Source organism: Frigoribacterium sp. MCBA15_019 (genome assembly GCF_001864945.1).
Lineage (GTDB): Bacteria > Actinomycetota > Actinomycetes > Actinomycetales > Microbacteriaceae > Frigoribacterium.
This window is the reverse complement of the sequence record NZ_MJGS01000001.1, coordinates 1,036,961-1,050,949: the sequence shown is the minus strand read 5'-3', so window position 1 is coordinate 1,050,949 and position 13,989 is coordinate 1,036,961. Positions and strand designations below refer to the sequence as shown.

The window sequence follows — 13,989 nt, the reverse complement described above, 5'->3', positions numbered from 1 at the left end:
CCAGACTCCACCTCGGTGCAGAGGGCCGCAATCAGGAGTCCCAATAGGGGATCGTCATTTGCACACGCCCGACGGCTGGTGGGTTAGAGATAGTTCTCGTAGTGCAGCCACCGGTCGGCGCGGTGTGTCAACCCGGCCGCTCGAAGATCATCTTCTCGATCTCGTAGCGTTTCAAAACCTACGGTGTTGATGTCATTGATGAGCTGGTCTTTTTTGCGGTCTTGACCTGGGGTGTAGTCGGCCCGAATGGACTGCACCCATTCGAGGGACTCGAGTAGCTCAAGGACGGACATTTCCATGAAGCGGGTTCCTGCATCTGAGTTCTCCAGGACTGCCTCAGTGCCTCTCTTGGGCATGCGTCCGGGTCTAACTCTTCTGCTCACAGGCGCGAGCATATTCGTGAGCTGCGTAGGGACCGGTAGCTGAGGGGCCTTAGTTCCTACCCTTGGGGCGCAAGGCGACCTGAGAACGCGTCCCGATAGCCCATCGGTCTCTTCGACGCCGCTCACGAAACGCGGAAGCTGCGGAGGAGGATCGGGATGACTCCGAAGATGAGCACCGGTTGCAGGGCGGTGGAGGTGACGGCGAACCAGGCCGCCTTCGAACGACGCCCTGCCTCTGCGAAGAGGAAGGGTGTCACGACAAGGGTCATCAATGTGCTCACGAGCAAGAGGATGAGTGCGATCGCATCCAGGGTTCCGTGCGCGCTGCACCAGACTTCGCAGTCTGGCGGTTCTCTCAGAAGTGAGTCGAGAAGGATGAATTGGCAACTTCACGCAACGAGGGTTGGCAGGCTTGCGAGGAGAGAGAGCACCAGATGTCCGGATGGGCGCTTGGGCTTCGTGTCGTGTAGCGAGAACATCACATCGGGACAGTAGTGGCTGCGACCCGAGGCGAGAGCTTTGTCGACCGCCCGATAGACGATGGGTGTCCGGTCGACCTGCGAAGCTCGGGGCATGTCGTGGCCCAGAGCTGATGTCCTCCGAACGGATCGTCTCTCTCTGGAGCCGCTCGCCGTGGAGCATGCGGGCGAGATGGTGGTCGCGCTGGCACCTCGGAACCTGTACCAGTTCACGGGCGGGGAGCCTCCGACGCTCGAGGAGCTCGACAAGCGCTACCGCCGCCAGTTGCGAGGTCAGTCCGAGGATGGACGTGCGGGGTGGTTGAACTGGATCATCCGATCTGCTGGGGGCGGGCCAAACGTCGGTTTCGTCCAGGCGACGCTCACACGCGAGGGCGCTGACCTCGTCGCTGACATCGCGTGGCTGGTCACGCCGTCGAAACAGGGCCGAGGTCTCGCAGGGGAGGCAGCTTCCGCCGTCGTGTCGTGGCTGACTTCGATGGGGGTCGGGCGTCTGCAGGCCTACGTCCACCCCGACCACACGGCGTCAGCGCGAACAGCCGATCGGCTCGGGCTCGTACCCACGTCGACGCTCATCGACGGCGAGATCCTCTGGGAAGCCGTCACGACTTCCTTGGCGCATCAACAGGAGGGTGCCCGGTAGGGGATGGCTTACCAGGGCTCAGCGAGGCCTGTTTCCAAGCAGCGCAGCGACGAACTCAGCATCTTCTGGAGCTGGCCTAGTTCCTGCGAGCTCCATCTGTTCAGCGCTTTCGAGCGGCTGTCATCGGTGAGGTACGGGAACTGTCGTTCGACCAGTTTGTCGTAGACGGCTTGCGCGGCCCTGGATCGCGACTGGGGGAGGTGCAGTGAGTAGCGGACATCGTCGGCCAAGTTGATGCAGGTGAGGGCCGCCGCCTCGTTGAGCTTGTTCACCTTGCGATCGAGGTAGTCCTTGACCCCACGCACGTCGACGATGCTGAGGGCCTCCGGCGGGCCGCTCGGCCAGGACTGCTGCTCCGCATGGCGACGTGCCGCGTCTTCAGTGGGGAAGGTCTCGACGAGGGCGGCTTGGGTTGCGATGGCATCTCGTGTCTCGTCGTCGACGTCCTGTCCCCACCAGATGAAGCGGGGGCGAGGGCCAAGATCGACCCGGACAGGCCGCCCGTCATCTATACGCATCTCCTTGGTCTACAGGTGTTGAGGCAACGCTGCCTAATGCTGCAGGGAGGTGTTTGCACATCTTCGTAGATGGAGGAGGAGCGCCTCGGCTTCCGCAGAGTGTCGTTGTCTCGATAGGCGATCGGGTTCCGGACAGGGCCGGTGAGGTCAGGCGAAGCGGCTTTGAAGGTTCCTCTCGAGCTGAGTGAAACGCTGTTCGTAGGCCTGATAGTGCCACCTGGTGGCAAATCCGTAAGTGCCTTCGTCGCTCTTCATCTCGAGGTGGATACCACTGCCACTCCCGTTCTCCGTAATCGACCAGCTGACGATCATGGGAAGTCGCTTCTTGCCGGCATTCATTACGCCGCCAACTATTCGGTAGGCGAGTCGAGAGCCCGCCTTCACGATGCCCGTGCGAGCGGTCGTCGTGGGCCGGTGAGTCAGCTCGTGAAGGAAGTCAGCGACACGGCCGGCCACTTCGTGAGGCGGGAGGCTAGTCGTGAGGTCCAGGTTGCGCTGGACAGGCTGAAGAGGCATGGCTCTTCTTACCCGACGTGGACACATCAGGGAACGCGAAAATGTGCCCTAGCCGATCGATCATCGCTCATCTGCCAGGACATTCTTCTGCCAGGATCTGCTCATGGTCTCGCGCATAGCCATCGTCCCGGTGGTGCTCTTCGTCGGCATCGCTGGCGTCGGGCTGGGATGGAACGGAGGGGTCGTGGGAGCCCTCGGAGCACTTTTCGGTGTTGCTGCTGTCGCGGCCGACTCGCTCGTAGCGCGTTCACGCCAGCGGCAAGTGAATGAGGCGTTTGATGCGCCTCGCGATTCCACCCGATAGTCGATCGCGCAGCGGTCGGTCCACTTACCGGATAGTTAGTCAACCGTGGGCAGGAACGAGATTGTGGCAATTCGCATCACGTCGGCATCGATGAAAGCTGGTGTCGTCGTGTCCGGAATGGTTCTCAGCGTCTTTCTCAGCTTCGGGGCTGTCTTCATAGCCGGCGAGGTCGGGGCTGTGACTGCTGCGCTCGTCGTCACGGTTGCGCTCGGTGTCTTCTCGGCCGGACGTTCAGAGGTGAAGGCGAGCCGGTGCAGCAACGGCGGCCGGCGTGGAAGTTGTCTGGTGGCATCGTGTCCAGCCTCGTGATGGGTGTCATCGCGGTGTTCTATGCGTTGGCAATGATGTTCTCGGAGCCCTCGGGGCCGCTGGGTCTGTCCGCAGCAGTCGTAGGCCCGTTCTACGTCTTGGTTGCTGTCGCCTATTTTTTCTCCGCATTCAACCTGCGTCGAGAACTCAAGGCGCGCCGGCCCGCTTAGGTACAACTCCGGAGGCGCCGCAGGATCGACCCGCCCGATAGGGGATCGATGGCTGGGCTGCTCAGACGCGAGGTGACCCAGAAAACGCGTCTGTGAACGTGCCGACCAGGATCACGACGGAGATGGCCACGAACAAGAGACCTACGAATAGGAGCATGGTCGGGTGGCTCGCGGAGCCGATGTGGGCACCTAGTCGTTCGCGCTCCTTTTTCACTCGTCTCGTAAATGGCCGGTGGAACAACACGAGGAGGAGTCCGACGAGCATCGAAAGCGAGGCGCCTACAAGGGCCATCACCTCTGAGGTGTTCATCGCTGCACCTGCTGCCGCAACGAGCGCCAGGCAGCTGCTGTAGCACGCTGCTCAAAAGGACTAGTCGACCAAGGCATACGTGTATTGAATCGGATTTCCGCAGCTTGTTTGCGCCTTCACCGCACTTCAGGGTGGCCGATAGGGCATCCGCAATCGGGCGCAGTGACTTGACATGCGAAGGCTGGAGCAGACCCTATCTGGAGTCGTCAGGGAACTCCGTGATGTCTTGACCGTCGGCACCGAAGCCGACGTTTGCATAAGCGAGCTCACGCAGATATTTCGCCAGGGCGTCCAGCCCGGCCGCATTGAGCAAACCCAAGAATGTTCCCGCTACGAACCACCATTGGCCGGAGACGGCGGCAGCCGCAAAGAAGCCAAGGCCGAGCAAGCCGGATATCGTTGCGCCACCGGCAGCCAGTTCGCGAGGGAGCATGCCCCAAATTTTGCGATCTTCGAGGACAGTCAATTGGAGAGGCTCGGGCACCCCGCAACTCTAAAGGTCTCCCGCATTGTGCCTTCTTGACCATTGTCTATCGGACGCGAGCTAGAGCTGCTCGCGTTCGTTCTCTGGCTTCGTGGCGCCGCCCTCTTTTTGCGCGGTTGCTCTGCGCTTCATCAGAGTGCGAACGAATCCGGCGAGCATCGCGATACCCATGACGAAGGCGGCACCGGCTATGAGCAGGTCAGCACCTTGCATGCCAGTCGCCAGTACGTAGATGGGGATCGCGATCACGATGCCCGTGCAGATGACGACGTTTCCACCGGCAGCGATGGAACCGCCGGGCTTCGCGTTTGATGGCTGACGCCCCTTCATAGCAAGAGATCCCCGGCTTCGAGAAGGTTCATAGCCCGATTCAACCATGAGGCATAAAAACTGCGTCCCGATAGGGGATGGTGCAGCGGCCAGTTCGGCTCATGGGGGACGTGAAGGAGTCCGGTTCGGTGGCCTTGGGGATTGCTTGGATTCTCTAGTGTTGCGGCATGGCTGACCTCCCTTCGATGGAAACACTCGCGGAGCTATCCACACAGTGGGGTCAGCGTTGGTCGCCGGCGCCGCCTGGTTCGGTGGAGGACTACCGCTTCGGCAGTGGGGTCCTCTTGGAGTTCGACAGGCTCCCGACCTTGCATCAGCATGCAGAGCAGGCCATGCAATACGCCGAGATCATCTTCCGCGACCTGACGCTTCTTCGAGCCCTGAGGCAAGGCGCATCCGACGCCAGCGTCTTCGTCTCGACCTTTGCATGGTCTCGTGGACCGGAGCCTGAAGATCGTGCCTCGTGGCTGAAGCGTTTCCTCCCGGCACGCCTATGGCAGTCGGACATCAGCGCGACGTGGATGGCCGATCCAGACTTTCCCGAAGAGCTTCCTACCTACGAGCACACGTACGTCACCCAGCTCGGACTAGACGATCCTGGCCTTGCTGCCGCGTTGGCGCTTTCCTCAGGGATGGATGGGGAATCGTTGGCGATCTACCCAACAGATGCCTCGTGGGTGTTCACCCTCAAGGAAGACGGGGCCTTTGTCCGGACTGACGGGGACAGAGCTGCCGAATTGGTGGCTGAGTTCCCTGGATGGGTCGGGCGGGCAACTCACGTGAGGCCATCGAGTGCCCGCTTGGAAGATCAACGCGACTGGCAGATCGATTTCTCGTATCTCGACGAGCGGACTGCTTCGCGCATCCTGGACATGGCAGAGACCCAGGGGCTTCTGGAATGGCCAGCAGGTGGACGCCTCGTTGATCCTCGAGACGATCACATGCTGGCCCTGTCTCGAGAGCGGGGGCAGCGCCTCCGAGTGCTCGCTACTGACGCGCCGGGCCTCGTCGTGGACGACTTCACGGGCGAAGGCCGCGAGATGACCCCGGCCATGGTGCGGGAGGAGATAGAAGAAGGACAGGACCCTTTGGCGGGTCTCGACGAGTTCATCGACGAAAAGGCCTACCGTCATCCCGCCGAAGCCAAGGACGGCCATCTTCCGAAGCGTTTCTGGAGCCCACGGCACAGTTACGACGGCATCGACGGATCGGATCTCGCATCTACCTGAAACACGCAAAAGTTCGAAGGCCCGGCGTCCCAAAAGGGGATTCGTTGGCGAGACGAGCTTCTCGGACGGCGATGGGTAAAATACGGGGATGAAGCTTCTGCATCCGGAAGAACGCAGATGGCTCGATGTCGCTGTCGTCTTGTTCCTCGTTGGCATGGCGCTTCTCCTGCAGCCATTCGAGACCATCCCTGGCCTCGGGGATGCCCGTTTCGCCGGTTGCGTCATCGGAGCTGTCGGGCTCGGCATCATCCTCCGCACCGCCGTGCTTGCGTACGTAGCGCGCAGAAGGATGCACCGACACGGGCGCGGGGACGGATAGGTCAGCCCGAGACCCGCGGAGGTGCCCGATAGCCCATCGCTCCCCGGGCACTGCCTCACGGCGCACTACGGGCGGGCCACTCCTCGCGGAACTCTTTGATCTCGCCGTCGGCGTCATCGCGACGGAACGTGCTGACGAGCGTGATGGGCCCCATGAGATTCGCGTTCAGTTCATCGAGGCGTTCCGCCGGAATCCAGTACTCAAGGATGTTTCGCCCACCCACCTGCTGGACGTCGAAGCCCTCGAGGAAGCTCCGACGCACCGAGAACCGAGTGACATGGCCAACGCCCGAGGCCTTCACGTTCCAGTCTCGGGCGATGCGCACGGCATAGTCCTCGTTCAGTACCGGGTAGAAGATTGGCTGATCCGGCAGTCTCGGGGGCCACAGCGACCAGCCACTCGCCTCGACGAGCTCGAGTTCCTCCGGGCCCGTGGGCCGCCAGAGTACAACGCTGCTGTCAGCGTCCGATTGTGTGTTCATGGGAACAGAATGCTGGATGGAACGCTCATTTCCTATCTGTTTACCCGTCGACGTGGGCGAGCGTCGACGAGGCTCCTCCGCGGCGCCCGATGGACGATCTGCTTCCGGTCAGGTCAGCTGTCTCGGGCAGCGGGGGACGAGCGGCATCAGGCCTAGCGATCGCGCAGGTCGTCGGTCTTGAAGCCCGCGCGCAGCTGACGCTGCTGGAGGGTTTCCAGTTCTTGGAAGAACGTGACCTGCCATCCAGCGGGTCCCTGTACGCGAGCATTTAACGACCGGAAGGGTGTCTTCGTCGGTGGGGCGAGGAGTTCTACTCCGTCTGCGGTCGTCTGTGCGACCGCGCGGTCCGTGTCTTCGACCTCGAGGGCGAGCCGAGGGGCATGTCCGCTGGTTGGCGCGGGACGCGCGCCCTCGATCTCGTCGATGTTCTTCGCGTGGGTCGGGGTGGCGATCTCGATTGTGGCGATGCCTGCGTGAAGGATGGCGACCCGGTCGTCACCGTCGGTCGCGAAGGCGATCTGTTCGGGCATGCCGAGCGTGTCACGGTAGAACCGGACCGCCTCGTCGAAGTCGTCGGTCTCGATGATCAAACGGAGTTGCTTCGGTGGCGTGGGATGCGTCATGAGGTCCACCTTCGACGCTGACGTGCGGGTGAGGGTCAAGATCCCATTGGCTTCGAAGAGCGGCCAAACGCTTCATCTCCTCCTCGATCGCGTGTTTCTCGCTGAGGAGCCGTGCCTCGGCGGCGTCGACGGCAGCCGCAAGTCGGTCAGATGACAACGCAGGATCGGACAGGGCGGGCAGGATAGTGCTGATCACTGAGCTGCAGAAGCCGGCGTGGAGAAAGTCGCGGATGGTCGACACGATGCCCGCGTGCTGCGGGCTGTACGTTCGTTGACCCGCTGCATTCCGTTCTGGTGCGAGGAGCCCCTGCTGCTCGTAGTAGCGAAGTGCTCGCACGCTCGCTCCTGTCTTGGCGGCGAGTTCTCCGATGCGCATGACCTGATCCTGACCTACCGAGACCGCTGATGACAGGGACCCCGCGGCACGCAGCAGTCAGTGCCCGATAGACGATCGGTCTGCGACACAGCCTCGAACGCCTAGGCCCAGGCGGCGGGCACTCCGCGGCTGAGTCCGAGTTGCGCGGCTACGTCGTTGTATATGCCGAGCAGCTCCGTCATGGGCACAGCCTGCTTGCTGGCATCGCTCACGTCCTTGCCCTCTGCCGTGAAGGGGTATGGGTAGAGGGATAGGCCCTGCTTCGGGTGCAGATCGGCGAGGTCGTCCTGCCACCCCGGCCAGCGGAGGGACTCGTAGAAGCTTTCGGTCGCTCCGGCGAGCATCCTGGTCACGAAGTCGGCGTGGCCGAGCTCGAGGTCCTCCCAGCTCAACGAGTCGACCGAGAAGTGATAGACGGAGCCGTCACCTTTGCCCAGGGCTCCACCGTCGAGGGCGAAGGTGCCACCAAGGACGTCGTGAGCGACGACGAGCAGCCCGGGGGTGCCGGCACTTGCCTCGTCGAGACCGGGAAGACCGTCCTTTCCCGAGCTGCCTCCGAGTAGACGTAACCATCCGTCGTCGACGAGGACGCCGGAAGTGTTGCGAGCGAGCGCACCAAGGTAGGAGCTCGTTCCGAGTCCCAGCGCCGCCGCGGTCGCAGAGTCTTCGTGCGGCGGGCAGACGACGACGTTCACGGGCGAGGCTGCGATGAGCTCCGACATCTCCAGCCACGCGTCATCTCGAGGGTCGACCATGCCTCGATCCTGGCCGACGTCGTGGCCAGCTGTGAACCTTGGCGCGAATGCGTCCGATAGGGGATTGTCAAGAGCGACGTGGTCCATGCTGCCGCGAGGGGGCCAGCCCCAGGAACGCTTCCCTCGGCCAAGCGCCGCTGGGGGCGTTGGATCATCGACGTCGAGGGCGGACTCTTGAGGGCTAGTCTTCCGGCGTGAACGAGTACGTCCGGCCTGTCTTCGCGGGCGTCAGTGAAGGGGCGCGTTTGCGCAACGTGGGCAACCAATTGTCCTGCGATTCTGGGGAGCGGTTCCGCCCGGTTGGTGCTGTTGCGCAGGCTCTCATCGAGTATGTCGATCGTGAGTACGACGTCGTCATCGATGCTCCGGTCGCGCTGCCGCCCACACACGCCCGGGGGCTCGGCCACGACGTGTCACGCATTGTTCGCATCTCGTCGGGTCGCCCCGGCGAGGTCACGGTGTGGCTGGTATTCGGTTCGGCGCCAGGAGTCATCTCTGTCTTGGCGGGGCTCTTCAGTGACTTCGACATGTGGTTTTGCGGTTGTGACTTGTGCGACGAGACCTGGCAGGAGGTCGCCGACGGCCTGGAGGAAGTGTTCCTGCAGCTGGCCCGCGGTGGCGTGGCTGAAAGCCTCAAGCCGGGGCGGTCTGGACAAGCTCGGTGGTCGTTGACTAGCTCGAGCAGGGACTGGTCAGGCGTCATGCCACTCAAGGGCGTTCGCAGGCGTGAGCGACGCCTCTGGGCTGAGCAACTGACTGAGTTGTCCGAAGGTCGTTGGTCCGGGTGGACCCCACGCCCGCAGGCCCTGCGCCACGCTGATCAAGACCACACTACTCAACGCGAGGTGCTCCGTCCCGGTAGGAATACTTTGCCGACATCAGTTTCGGACTGACCTATCGAGACGGCCTTCGCCCCGTACCTGCGGGGGAGCGGCTAGCCGCCGCCGTTGGTCGGTGACCGATCGGTAGTTGAGACATCCAGAACCAGACGAAATCAGGTAGCCGACGCGGACTACGGGAGCTGTGGGGGCGCGATCAGTTCGAGGAATCCACCGAGGGCGCCCTCGAGGTAGATGATGCGTGTGCCGGCTCGGGCGCCGCCCTTCATCCGGTGAGGTGTCCCGACTGGTCTCCAGCCGTGTCTGGCGCAGAGCTCGAGCACACGATCGAGGTCTGAGACCGTGAGCGCGATGTGCACCATGCCGACCTGTGCGGGCGAGCCGGCAGACTCGAGCAGTCGTGGCGGGTCGTACTGCAGCAGCTCGACCCGGTGGGGGCCGAGTGTCACCGTCGCTGCGTGGATCACGGCTCCACGGACGCCGGTGGTCGCCGCCGTGACTTCCGCGTCCAGCGTGAAGGTGCGCTCGAGCACGAACCCGAGACCGGAGCACCACAGCACCAACGCGTCGTCGAGGTCGGCCACGGTGAGACCGGAGTGAGCGATGTCAGAGATGAGCGGTGATGCCATGACATCAGTATCGAGCTCCGACACGCCTGCCTGAGGGAAGAGGGCCCCGACGCCCGATCGATCATTGCGACGCGCACGGCCGTGGTGTCTGTCTAGAAGATGGCTTGGGGGTTCACGGGCACGCCGGTGAGGCCGTGGAGGCGAGGCGGGGCGATGCTGAGCAGGAAAGCGTGTCGGCCGAGCTCGGCGCAGGTCGCGGCGAGGTCGTCCGTGGCGACGCTGTCGACCAGGGGCATGCCCAGACGGGCCAGCCCGACCATGTGCATCGGCATGGGCATCTCTGGGTCGCTCGGCGGGAAGGAGTCGCTGATGTCACCGGCGTAGAGCGAGATGCCGCGGTCATGCATCCACGTGACCGCGTCGACGGTCATGCCGGGCGCCTGGGTCTCCGCATCCCAGCTGAAGCCCCACCCGCTCCGGACCACGACGGCGTCACCGGGCAGCACCTCGACCCCCGCCCGCGCCTCGGCCGCGTCGAGGTCGGCCGAGGTCACGGAGTACGCAGACGGCAGCCGCCCCTCCGGTGCCAGGTCGAGCAGGACTCCCCGCGTCGTGATCCCGGCGGCGAAGACGGTCGTGGACCCGTGCGCGACGCCGCCGGCCGTGACGGCCTCCTCGAGTGGCCGGCCCGGGTACACGGTGCCGTCGATCGGCATGTGGGCGAAAGCGTCGATGTGCGTCAGCGCCGGGTGATGCGGCGTCACGACGAGGACCTCGGACATCCCCATGGGCGGCGTGCCCGTGTAGAGCAGTGCCTGCAGCACCGGGGGCGACGGCGGTACCGGGGGAGCGAACGGCCCGCCGAGCATCGAGGCGGGTTCGACCGGGTACGCGAGCGACACGCTGCGGCCGACCCGCACCTCCTCAGCGGCCCGGGCCCTGGCGGCGTCGTCGATCAGGTTCAGCGTGCCGAGTTCGTCGTCGGCGCCCCAGCGGCCTCGGTCGTCGGGGAGTGCGGGTGTCGTCATGGTGCCTGTCCTGTCCTGTCATGTCGGTTCGGTGTCGCGCGGGTGGGTGGTGCACACTGCAAGGAGGTCCTGAGAAGCAGGTTCCTGCACCATAGCCTCAAAACAGGTTCCTGTTTTATGAAGATGGACGACGAGGAGGCACGTGTGAGTGACGATGGAGGCCGCGGGCTGGAGTCCGTGCTGGGCTGGAACGCGGTGAAGGTCGCGCGCATCATCGGCTCCCGGATCACCGCGGGGATGGCGGAGCATGACGTCAGCCTCGTCCAGTTCGGCGTGCTGTCGTGCCTGGCGGACGGTGCTGAGCTCACGTCGGCGGAGATCGCTCGGGCCGTCTTCGTTCGCCCGCAGAGCATGTCGGACGTGCTCGACGGGATGGAGCGTCGCGGTCTCGTCCGCCGGGTGGGCGTTCGCGCCCGCGGCCGGAGGAACCCAGCCGCGATCACGCCAGCCGGCCAGGCCGTGCTCGACGCGGTGCAGAAGGTGGCCCTGGCGACGAACGACCTCAGTTCGCTCGGGCTGGACGCGTCGCGGAGCGCACAGCTCAATGGACTGCTGCTTGCCGTCATCGAGGGTGCGGAAGCGGCACCTGGACTCGACGACGGTTCCTGATGACTGCCCGACGGGCGATCGCTATCCGGCCGTGGCCGGGGCGGGTGCGTTGACGGCGAGACTCACGGCGATCTGGACTGCGCCGAGCTGGAAGCCCTGGGCGACGACACCACCGGCGCTCTGGTCGACGAACTGGGGGATGAGGGCGAGGTACATGATCGCCGCCTTCGGGTTCAGCAGGTTCGTCACGAGCCCCATGCGGAAGAGCTCGGCCGTGGAGTCGCGGGGCAGGTCACGAGTGTCGAAGACGGAGGCGCCTCCGGGTCGCAGCGTCTCGTAGGCCAGCCGGAGCAGGTAGGCGGCACCGGCGACCTTCAGTGCCGTGTAGAGCCAGGGCGCCACGAGGAACACATGCCCAGGGCGACGAGGGCCATGGCGGAGGCGGCGGTCGGCGAGATCATGCCGGTGTCTTTCTCGAGGGTGTGGAGGTGGCGTCGGCGGCACCCGTCGTGCTCCTGGCTTGGTGCACGCGCGACCTCATCTCACGACGTCCCCTCGGTCGATTCCACGTCGTGCGGCACCCTCTGCCGTCCTCGGACGGCTCCGGGTGTCGACCCGGTGCGGCGCCGGAAGAAGCTCGAGAAGTTCGAGGCGTCCGCGAAGCCCAGATGCGCGCCGACCTCGCCGACCGACTGGGTCGTGTGGACGAGCAGCCGCTTGGCCTCGAGCACGAGACGGGCATCGATGACCTGCTTGGGCGTGACGCCGTGCGGGGCGGTGGCGCGTCCGAGGGTCTTGGCCGACCAGCCCAGGCGGCGGGCGTAGTCCGACACCAGGTGCAGGTCGCGGTGGTGCGCCTCGACCTCGGCGACGAAGGCGGCATGGACACCCTCGCGATCGTCCATCGCGCCCGGGGGCGTCCTCGCGCCGTCGGACACCGCGGTCGCCAGTCGCAGAAGCACCGCCGACAACGCGACCTCGCGCAGCAGCGACCGCACGGCCCGATGGTCGCCGGGGGCGTCACCGGCGTGCAGGGCTCGCCAGGCCGCCGTGACCCCGGCGCGCTCGAGCGTCGGCGCCGTCCACGCGGTGAGTCGCGAGGTCGAGCCGGCGTAGCCCGACTCGACCAGCGCCTCCTGCACCTCGGGTGGGATGGCGTGCGAGGGGAACAGCGCGACCCGGCCGGACAGGGTCGAGATGTCGCCCCAGCGGTGCACCTGGCCGGGTCGCACCCAGAGCGCATCACCGGGGCCGAGCTGATGCGAGACGAAGTCGACCTCGTGGACGGTGCTGCCCGCCTCGACCAGGTAGAGCAGCTCGAACTCGAGGCGCTGCGTCGACAGGAACTCACGCCGACCGCCTCGCCGGATGATGTCGCGCAGTCCCGTCAGCTCGATCGACGGCCCGGGGGCCGGCAGTGAGAAACGCACTCCGCGCGGTTCGTCTTGTCCCATATTCACCAGTGTGACACCGACAGGCACCGTGACAGTCGGCCTCACCCGACCAAGACTTGACCCATCAGCACAACCGAGAGGAACCACATGACCACCCTCGACTACACCGTCCTCGACTCGGGCTCCACAGCCCTCGAGAAGACCCTCACGCTCGTCACGGGCGACACCGAAGCCGTGCTCGTCGACGCCGGGTTCACCCGCTCTGCCGGCCACCGTGCCGTGGCCGCGATCCTCGACTCGGGCAGGACCCTGACCACCGTCTTCATCGGTGCCGGCGACCCCGACTTCTACTTCGGCGCCGAGGTCGTGCAGGACGCGTTCCCGAACGCGCGCTTCGTCGCACCCGCCGCAGTCATCGAGCACATCGAGCACAGTTACGAGGGCAAGCTCGAGGCCTGGGCGAGCCTCGGCGAGAACCTGCCGACCCGCAAGGTCGAGCTCACCGCGTTCGAGGGCGACCACATCGCCGTCGACGATGCCACCCTCGAGGTCCGCTACGCCGACGTCGACCCCGCCGACCGCGGCTGGTACCTCTTCGACGCCGACAGCCGCACCCTGCTCGGCGGCATCCTCGTCTTCGGTGGCCTGCACGTCTGGACCGCCGACACCGCGACCGTCGAGCAGCGCGCTCTGTGGACGGCCGCGTTGGACGAGTTCGAGGCCCTCGACCCGACCCTCGTCGTGGCAGGCCACCGCGACCCGGCGTTCCCCGCCGACGTCAGCGCGATCCGCCACACCCGCGACTACCTCGCCACGTTCGACGCGGCCGTCGCCGACAACGACACCGCCGAGGAGGCCGAGAAGGCCCTGCAGGCGCAGTACCCCGGCGCCGGCCTGGGTGTCGCAGCGCACCTCGGCACGCGCGTGGCGAAGGGAGAGATGACATGGGGCTGACCGAACTCGACGACTCGCCTCGCGCTGTCGTCCGACGCCAGTACCTCGCCTCGGCCGCAGGAGACCTCGACGCGTTGCGCGAGACGCTCGCACCCGACGTCGAATGGACCGAGATGGCCGGGTTCCCGTTGGCCGGCACGTACCGCACCCCCGAGGGCGTCACCGCAGCCGTGATGGAGAAGCTCGGCGCCGACTGGGTCGACTGGACCGCCCACGACGACACCTACGTCGTCGACGGCGAGAACGTCGTCGTCCTGGCGCGCTACACCGCCACCCACGGCACGACGGGGAAGACGCTCGACGCCCGCGTCGCCCACGCCTTCGTCGTCCGCGGCGGCCTCATCGTCCGGTTCGAACAGTTCGTCGACACCGCCCTCGTCCGCGACGCGATGGCCTGACGAGACCGTGACGAGACGGAGGAGGCGCT

Annotated in this window: 21 protein-coding genes; 7 read left to right on the top strand and 14 right to left on the bottom strand. The window is 65.2% G+C overall.

Annotation, left to right across the window (positions count from 1 at the left end; genetic code table 11):
• Positions 1 to 83: 83 nt before the first annotated feature.
• On the bottom strand, positions 84 to 356 hold the full coding sequence (locus tag BIV04_RS16695) for a hypothetical protein (RefSeq protein ID WP_143048551.1): 273 nt from the start codon (positions 354 to 356) through the stop codon (positions 84 to 86).
• Between the two features lie 149 nt (positions 357 to 505).
• The gene (locus tag BIV04_RS17045; RefSeq protein WP_177174760.1) at positions 506 to 664 is read right to left on the bottom strand and encodes a hypothetical protein; all 159 of its coding nucleotides are present in this window, start codon (positions 662 to 664) and stop codon (positions 506 to 508) included.
• A 292-nt stretch (positions 665 to 956) separates the two neighbouring features.
• Here BIV04_RS17045 and BIV04_RS04925 point away from each other — a divergent pair, with 292 nt between their 5' ends.
• Complete coding sequence (locus tag BIV04_RS04925; RefSeq protein ID WP_071254532.1) at positions 957 to 1,505, top strand: GNAT family N-acetyltransferase; 549 nt, start codon at positions 957 to 959, stop codon at positions 1,503 to 1,505.
• Between the two features lie 8 nt (positions 1,506 to 1,513).
• On the opposite strand, the gene BIV04_RS04920 is transcribed toward BIV04_RS04925, so the two are convergent.
• The gene (locus tag BIV04_RS04920; RefSeq protein ID WP_071254526.1) at positions 1,514 to 2,023 is read right to left on the bottom strand and encodes a hypothetical protein; all 510 of its coding nucleotides are present in this window, start codon (positions 2,021 to 2,023) and stop codon (positions 1,514 to 1,516) included.
• 1,113 nt (positions 2,024 to 3,136) lie between these two features.
• Here BIV04_RS04920 and BIV04_RS04910 point away from each other — a divergent pair.
• Positions 3,137 to 3,322 carry a hypothetical protein gene (locus BIV04_RS04910; RefSeq protein ID WP_143048549.1) on the top strand — a complete coding sequence of 62 codons (186 nt, stop codon included), beginning with the start codon at positions 3,137 to 3,139 and terminating at the stop codon, positions 3,320 to 3,322.
• A 503-nt stretch (positions 3,323 to 3,825) separates the two neighbouring features.
• Here BIV04_RS04910 and BIV04_RS04900 read toward each other — a convergent pair.
• A complete protein-coding gene (locus BIV04_RS04900) occupies positions 3,826 to 4,116 on the bottom strand; it encodes a hypothetical protein (RefSeq protein ID WP_143048548.1) in 291 nt (96 codons plus the stop codon).
• A gap of 60 nt (positions 4,117 to 4,176) precedes the next feature.
• Positions 4,177 to 4,446: a hypothetical protein gene (locus BIV04_RS04895; RefSeq protein WP_143048547.1), complete on the bottom strand. Its 270-nt coding sequence runs from the start codon at positions 4,444 to 4,446 to the stop codon at positions 4,177 to 4,179.
• A 167-nt stretch (positions 4,447 to 4,613) separates the two neighbouring features.
• Between BIV04_RS04895 and BIV04_RS04890 the strand changes: the two genes are divergently transcribed.
• On the top strand, positions 4,614 to 5,675 hold the full coding sequence (locus BIV04_RS04890) for a hypothetical protein (protein ID WP_143048546.1): 1,062 nt from the start codon (positions 4,614 to 4,616) through the stop codon (positions 5,673 to 5,675).
• Here the strand turns inward: BIV04_RS04890 and BIV04_RS17275 are convergent.
• From BIV04_RS17275 to BIV04_RS04870, 5 genes are all read right to left on the bottom strand, one after another.
• Complete coding sequence (locus BIV04_RS17275; protein ID WP_143048545.1) at positions 5,668 to 5,976, bottom strand: hypothetical protein; 309 nt, start codon at positions 5,974 to 5,976, stop codon at positions 5,668 to 5,670. The two genes, BIV04_RS04890 and BIV04_RS17275, sit on opposite strands and share 8 nt — an antisense overlap.
• 73 nt (positions 5,977 to 6,049) lie before the next feature.
• Positions 6,050 to 6,475: an ADP-ribosylation/crystallin J1 gene (locus BIV04_RS04880; RefSeq protein WP_071254509.1), complete on the bottom strand. Its 426-nt coding sequence runs from the start codon at positions 6,473 to 6,475 to the stop codon at positions 6,050 to 6,052.
• Positions 6,476 to 6,627: 152 nt separating this feature from the next.
• Positions 6,628 to 7,005 (bottom strand): VOC family protein, encoded by a 378-nt coding sequence (locus BIV04_RS04875; protein WP_255364144.1) that lies wholly within the window; start codon positions 7,003 to 7,005, stop codon positions 6,628 to 6,630.
• A gap of 10 nt (positions 7,006 to 7,015) precedes the next feature.
• Positions 7,016 to 7,474: a MerR family transcriptional regulator gene (locus BIV04_RS16385; protein ID WP_083396130.1), complete on the bottom strand. Its 459-nt coding sequence runs from the start codon at positions 7,472 to 7,474 to the stop codon at positions 7,016 to 7,018.
• Between the two features lie 101 nt (positions 7,475 to 7,575).
• Positions 7,576 to 8,229, bottom strand: a complete 654-nt coding sequence (locus BIV04_RS04870; RefSeq protein WP_071254507.1) for a DUF2625 family protein — start codon at positions 8,227 to 8,229, stop codon at positions 7,576 to 7,578.
• 194 nt (positions 8,230 to 8,423) lie between these two features.
• Between BIV04_RS04870 and BIV04_RS04865 the strand changes: the two genes are divergently transcribed.
• Positions 8,424 to 9,122 (top strand): DUF6226 family protein, encoded by a 699-nt coding sequence (locus BIV04_RS04865; RefSeq protein ID WP_071254505.1) that lies wholly within the window; start codon positions 8,424 to 8,426, stop codon positions 9,120 to 9,122.
• A 119-nt stretch (positions 9,123 to 9,241) separates the two neighbouring features.
• On the opposite strand, the gene BIV04_RS04860 is transcribed toward BIV04_RS04865, so the two are convergent.
• Entirely contained in the window at positions 9,242 to 9,697 is a 456-nt protein-coding gene (locus BIV04_RS04860) for a VOC family protein (RefSeq protein WP_071254503.1), read from the bottom strand.
• Positions 9,698 to 9,789: 92 nt separating this feature from the next.
• Entirely contained in the window at positions 9,790 to 10,665 is an 876-nt protein-coding gene (locus tag BIV04_RS04855) for a cyclase family protein (protein ID WP_071254501.1), read from the bottom strand.
• A 117-nt stretch (positions 10,666 to 10,782) separates the two neighbouring features.
• Between BIV04_RS04855 and BIV04_RS04850 the strand changes: the two genes are divergently transcribed.
• Complete coding sequence (locus BIV04_RS04850; protein ID WP_071254497.1) at positions 10,783 to 11,274, top strand: MarR family winged helix-turn-helix transcriptional regulator; 492 nt, start codon at positions 10,783 to 10,785, stop codon at positions 11,272 to 11,274.
• A gap of 21 nt (positions 11,275 to 11,295) precedes the next feature.
• Here the strand turns inward: BIV04_RS04850 and BIV04_RS04845 are convergent, their stop codons facing one another.
• Both BIV04_RS04845 and BIV04_RS04840 read right to left on the bottom strand, forming a co-directional pair.
• A complete protein-coding gene (locus BIV04_RS04845) occupies positions 11,296 to 11,616 on the bottom strand; it encodes a LysE family translocator (protein ID WP_255364142.1) in 321 nt (106 codons plus the stop codon).
• A gap of 140 nt (positions 11,617 to 11,756) precedes the next feature.
• On the bottom strand, positions 11,757 to 12,668 hold the full coding sequence (locus BIV04_RS04840) for a helix-turn-helix domain-containing protein (protein ID WP_071254495.1): 912 nt from the start codon (positions 12,666 to 12,668) through the stop codon (positions 11,757 to 11,759).
• A gap of 87 nt (positions 12,669 to 12,755) precedes the next feature.
• Between BIV04_RS04840 and BIV04_RS04835 the strand changes: the two genes are divergently transcribed.
• A complete protein-coding gene (locus tag BIV04_RS04835; RefSeq protein WP_071254494.1) occupies positions 12,756 to 13,562 on the top strand; it encodes an MBL fold metallo-hydrolase in 807 nt (268 codons plus the stop codon).
• The gene (locus BIV04_RS04830) at positions 13,553 to 13,960 is read left to right on the top strand and encodes a nuclear transport factor 2 family protein (RefSeq protein WP_071254493.1); all 408 of its coding nucleotides are present in this window, start codon (positions 13,553 to 13,555) and stop codon (positions 13,958 to 13,960) included. The genes BIV04_RS04835 and BIV04_RS04830 overlap by 10 nt, the downstream gene beginning before the upstream one ends.
• Positions 13,961 to 13,989 lie beyond the last annotated feature (29 nt).

What these genes read in the sequence shown, in the direction of transcription:
- BIV04_RS04920 (WP_071254526.1), bottom strand. Translation starts at nt 2,023, where the DNA reads ATGCGTATAGATGACGGGCGGCCTGTCCGGGTCGATCTTGGCCCTCGC.
- BIV04_RS04860 (WP_071254503.1), bottom strand. Translation starts at nt 9,697, where the DNA reads ATGGCATCACCGCTCATCTCTGACATCGCTCACTCCGGTCTCACCGTG.
- BIV04_RS04830 (WP_071254493.1), top strand. Translation starts at nt 13,553, where the DNA reads ATGGGGCTGACCGAACTCGACGACTCGCCTCGCGCTGTCGTCCGACGC.
- BIV04_RS16385 (WP_083396130.1), bottom strand. Translation starts at nt 7,474, where the DNA reads ATGCGCATCGGAGAACTCGCCGCCAAGACAGGAGCGAGCGTGCGAGCA.
- BIV04_RS04840 (WP_071254495.1), bottom strand. Translation starts at nt 12,668, where the DNA reads ATGGGACAAGACGAACCGCGCGGAGTGCGTTTCTCACTGCCGGCCCCC.
- BIV04_RS04850 (WP_071254497.1), top strand. Translation starts at nt 10,783, where the DNA reads ATGAAGATGGACGACGAGGAGGCACGTGTGAGTGACGATGGAGGCCGC.
- BIV04_RS04835 (WP_071254494.1), top strand. Translation starts at nt 12,756, where the DNA reads ATGACCACCCTCGACTACACCGTCCTCGACTCGGGCTCCACAGCCCTC.
- BIV04_RS04895 (WP_143048547.1), bottom strand. Translation starts at nt 4,446, where the DNA reads ATGAAGGGGCGTCAGCCATCAAACGCGAAGCCCGGCGGTTCCATCGCT.
- BIV04_RS04925 (WP_071254532.1), top strand. Translation starts at nt 957, where the DNA reads ATGTCGTGGCCCAGAGCTGATGTCCTCCGAACGGATCGTCTCTCTCTG.
- BIV04_RS04880 (WP_071254509.1), bottom strand. Translation starts at nt 6,475, where the DNA reads ATGAACACACAATCGGACGCTGACAGCAGCGTTGTACTCTGGCGGCCC.
- BIV04_RS04890 (WP_143048546.1), top strand. Translation starts at nt 4,614, where the DNA reads ATGGCTGACCTCCCTTCGATGGAAACACTCGCGGAGCTATCCACACAG.
- BIV04_RS04870 (WP_071254507.1), bottom strand. Translation starts at nt 8,229, where the DNA reads ATGGTCGACCCTCGAGATGACGCGTGGCTGGAGATGTCGGAGCTCATC.
- BIV04_RS04855 (WP_071254501.1), bottom strand. Translation starts at nt 10,665, where the DNA reads ATGACGACACCCGCACTCCCCGACGACCGAGGCCGCTGGGGCGCCGAC.
- BIV04_RS16695 (WP_143048551.1), bottom strand. Translation starts at nt 356, where the DNA reads ATGCCCAAGAGAGGCACTGAGGCAGTCCTGGAGAACTCAGATGCAGGA.
- BIV04_RS04875 (WP_255364144.1), bottom strand. Translation starts at nt 7,005, where the DNA reads ATGCCCGAACAGATCGCCTTCGCGACCGACGGTGACGACCGGGTCGCC.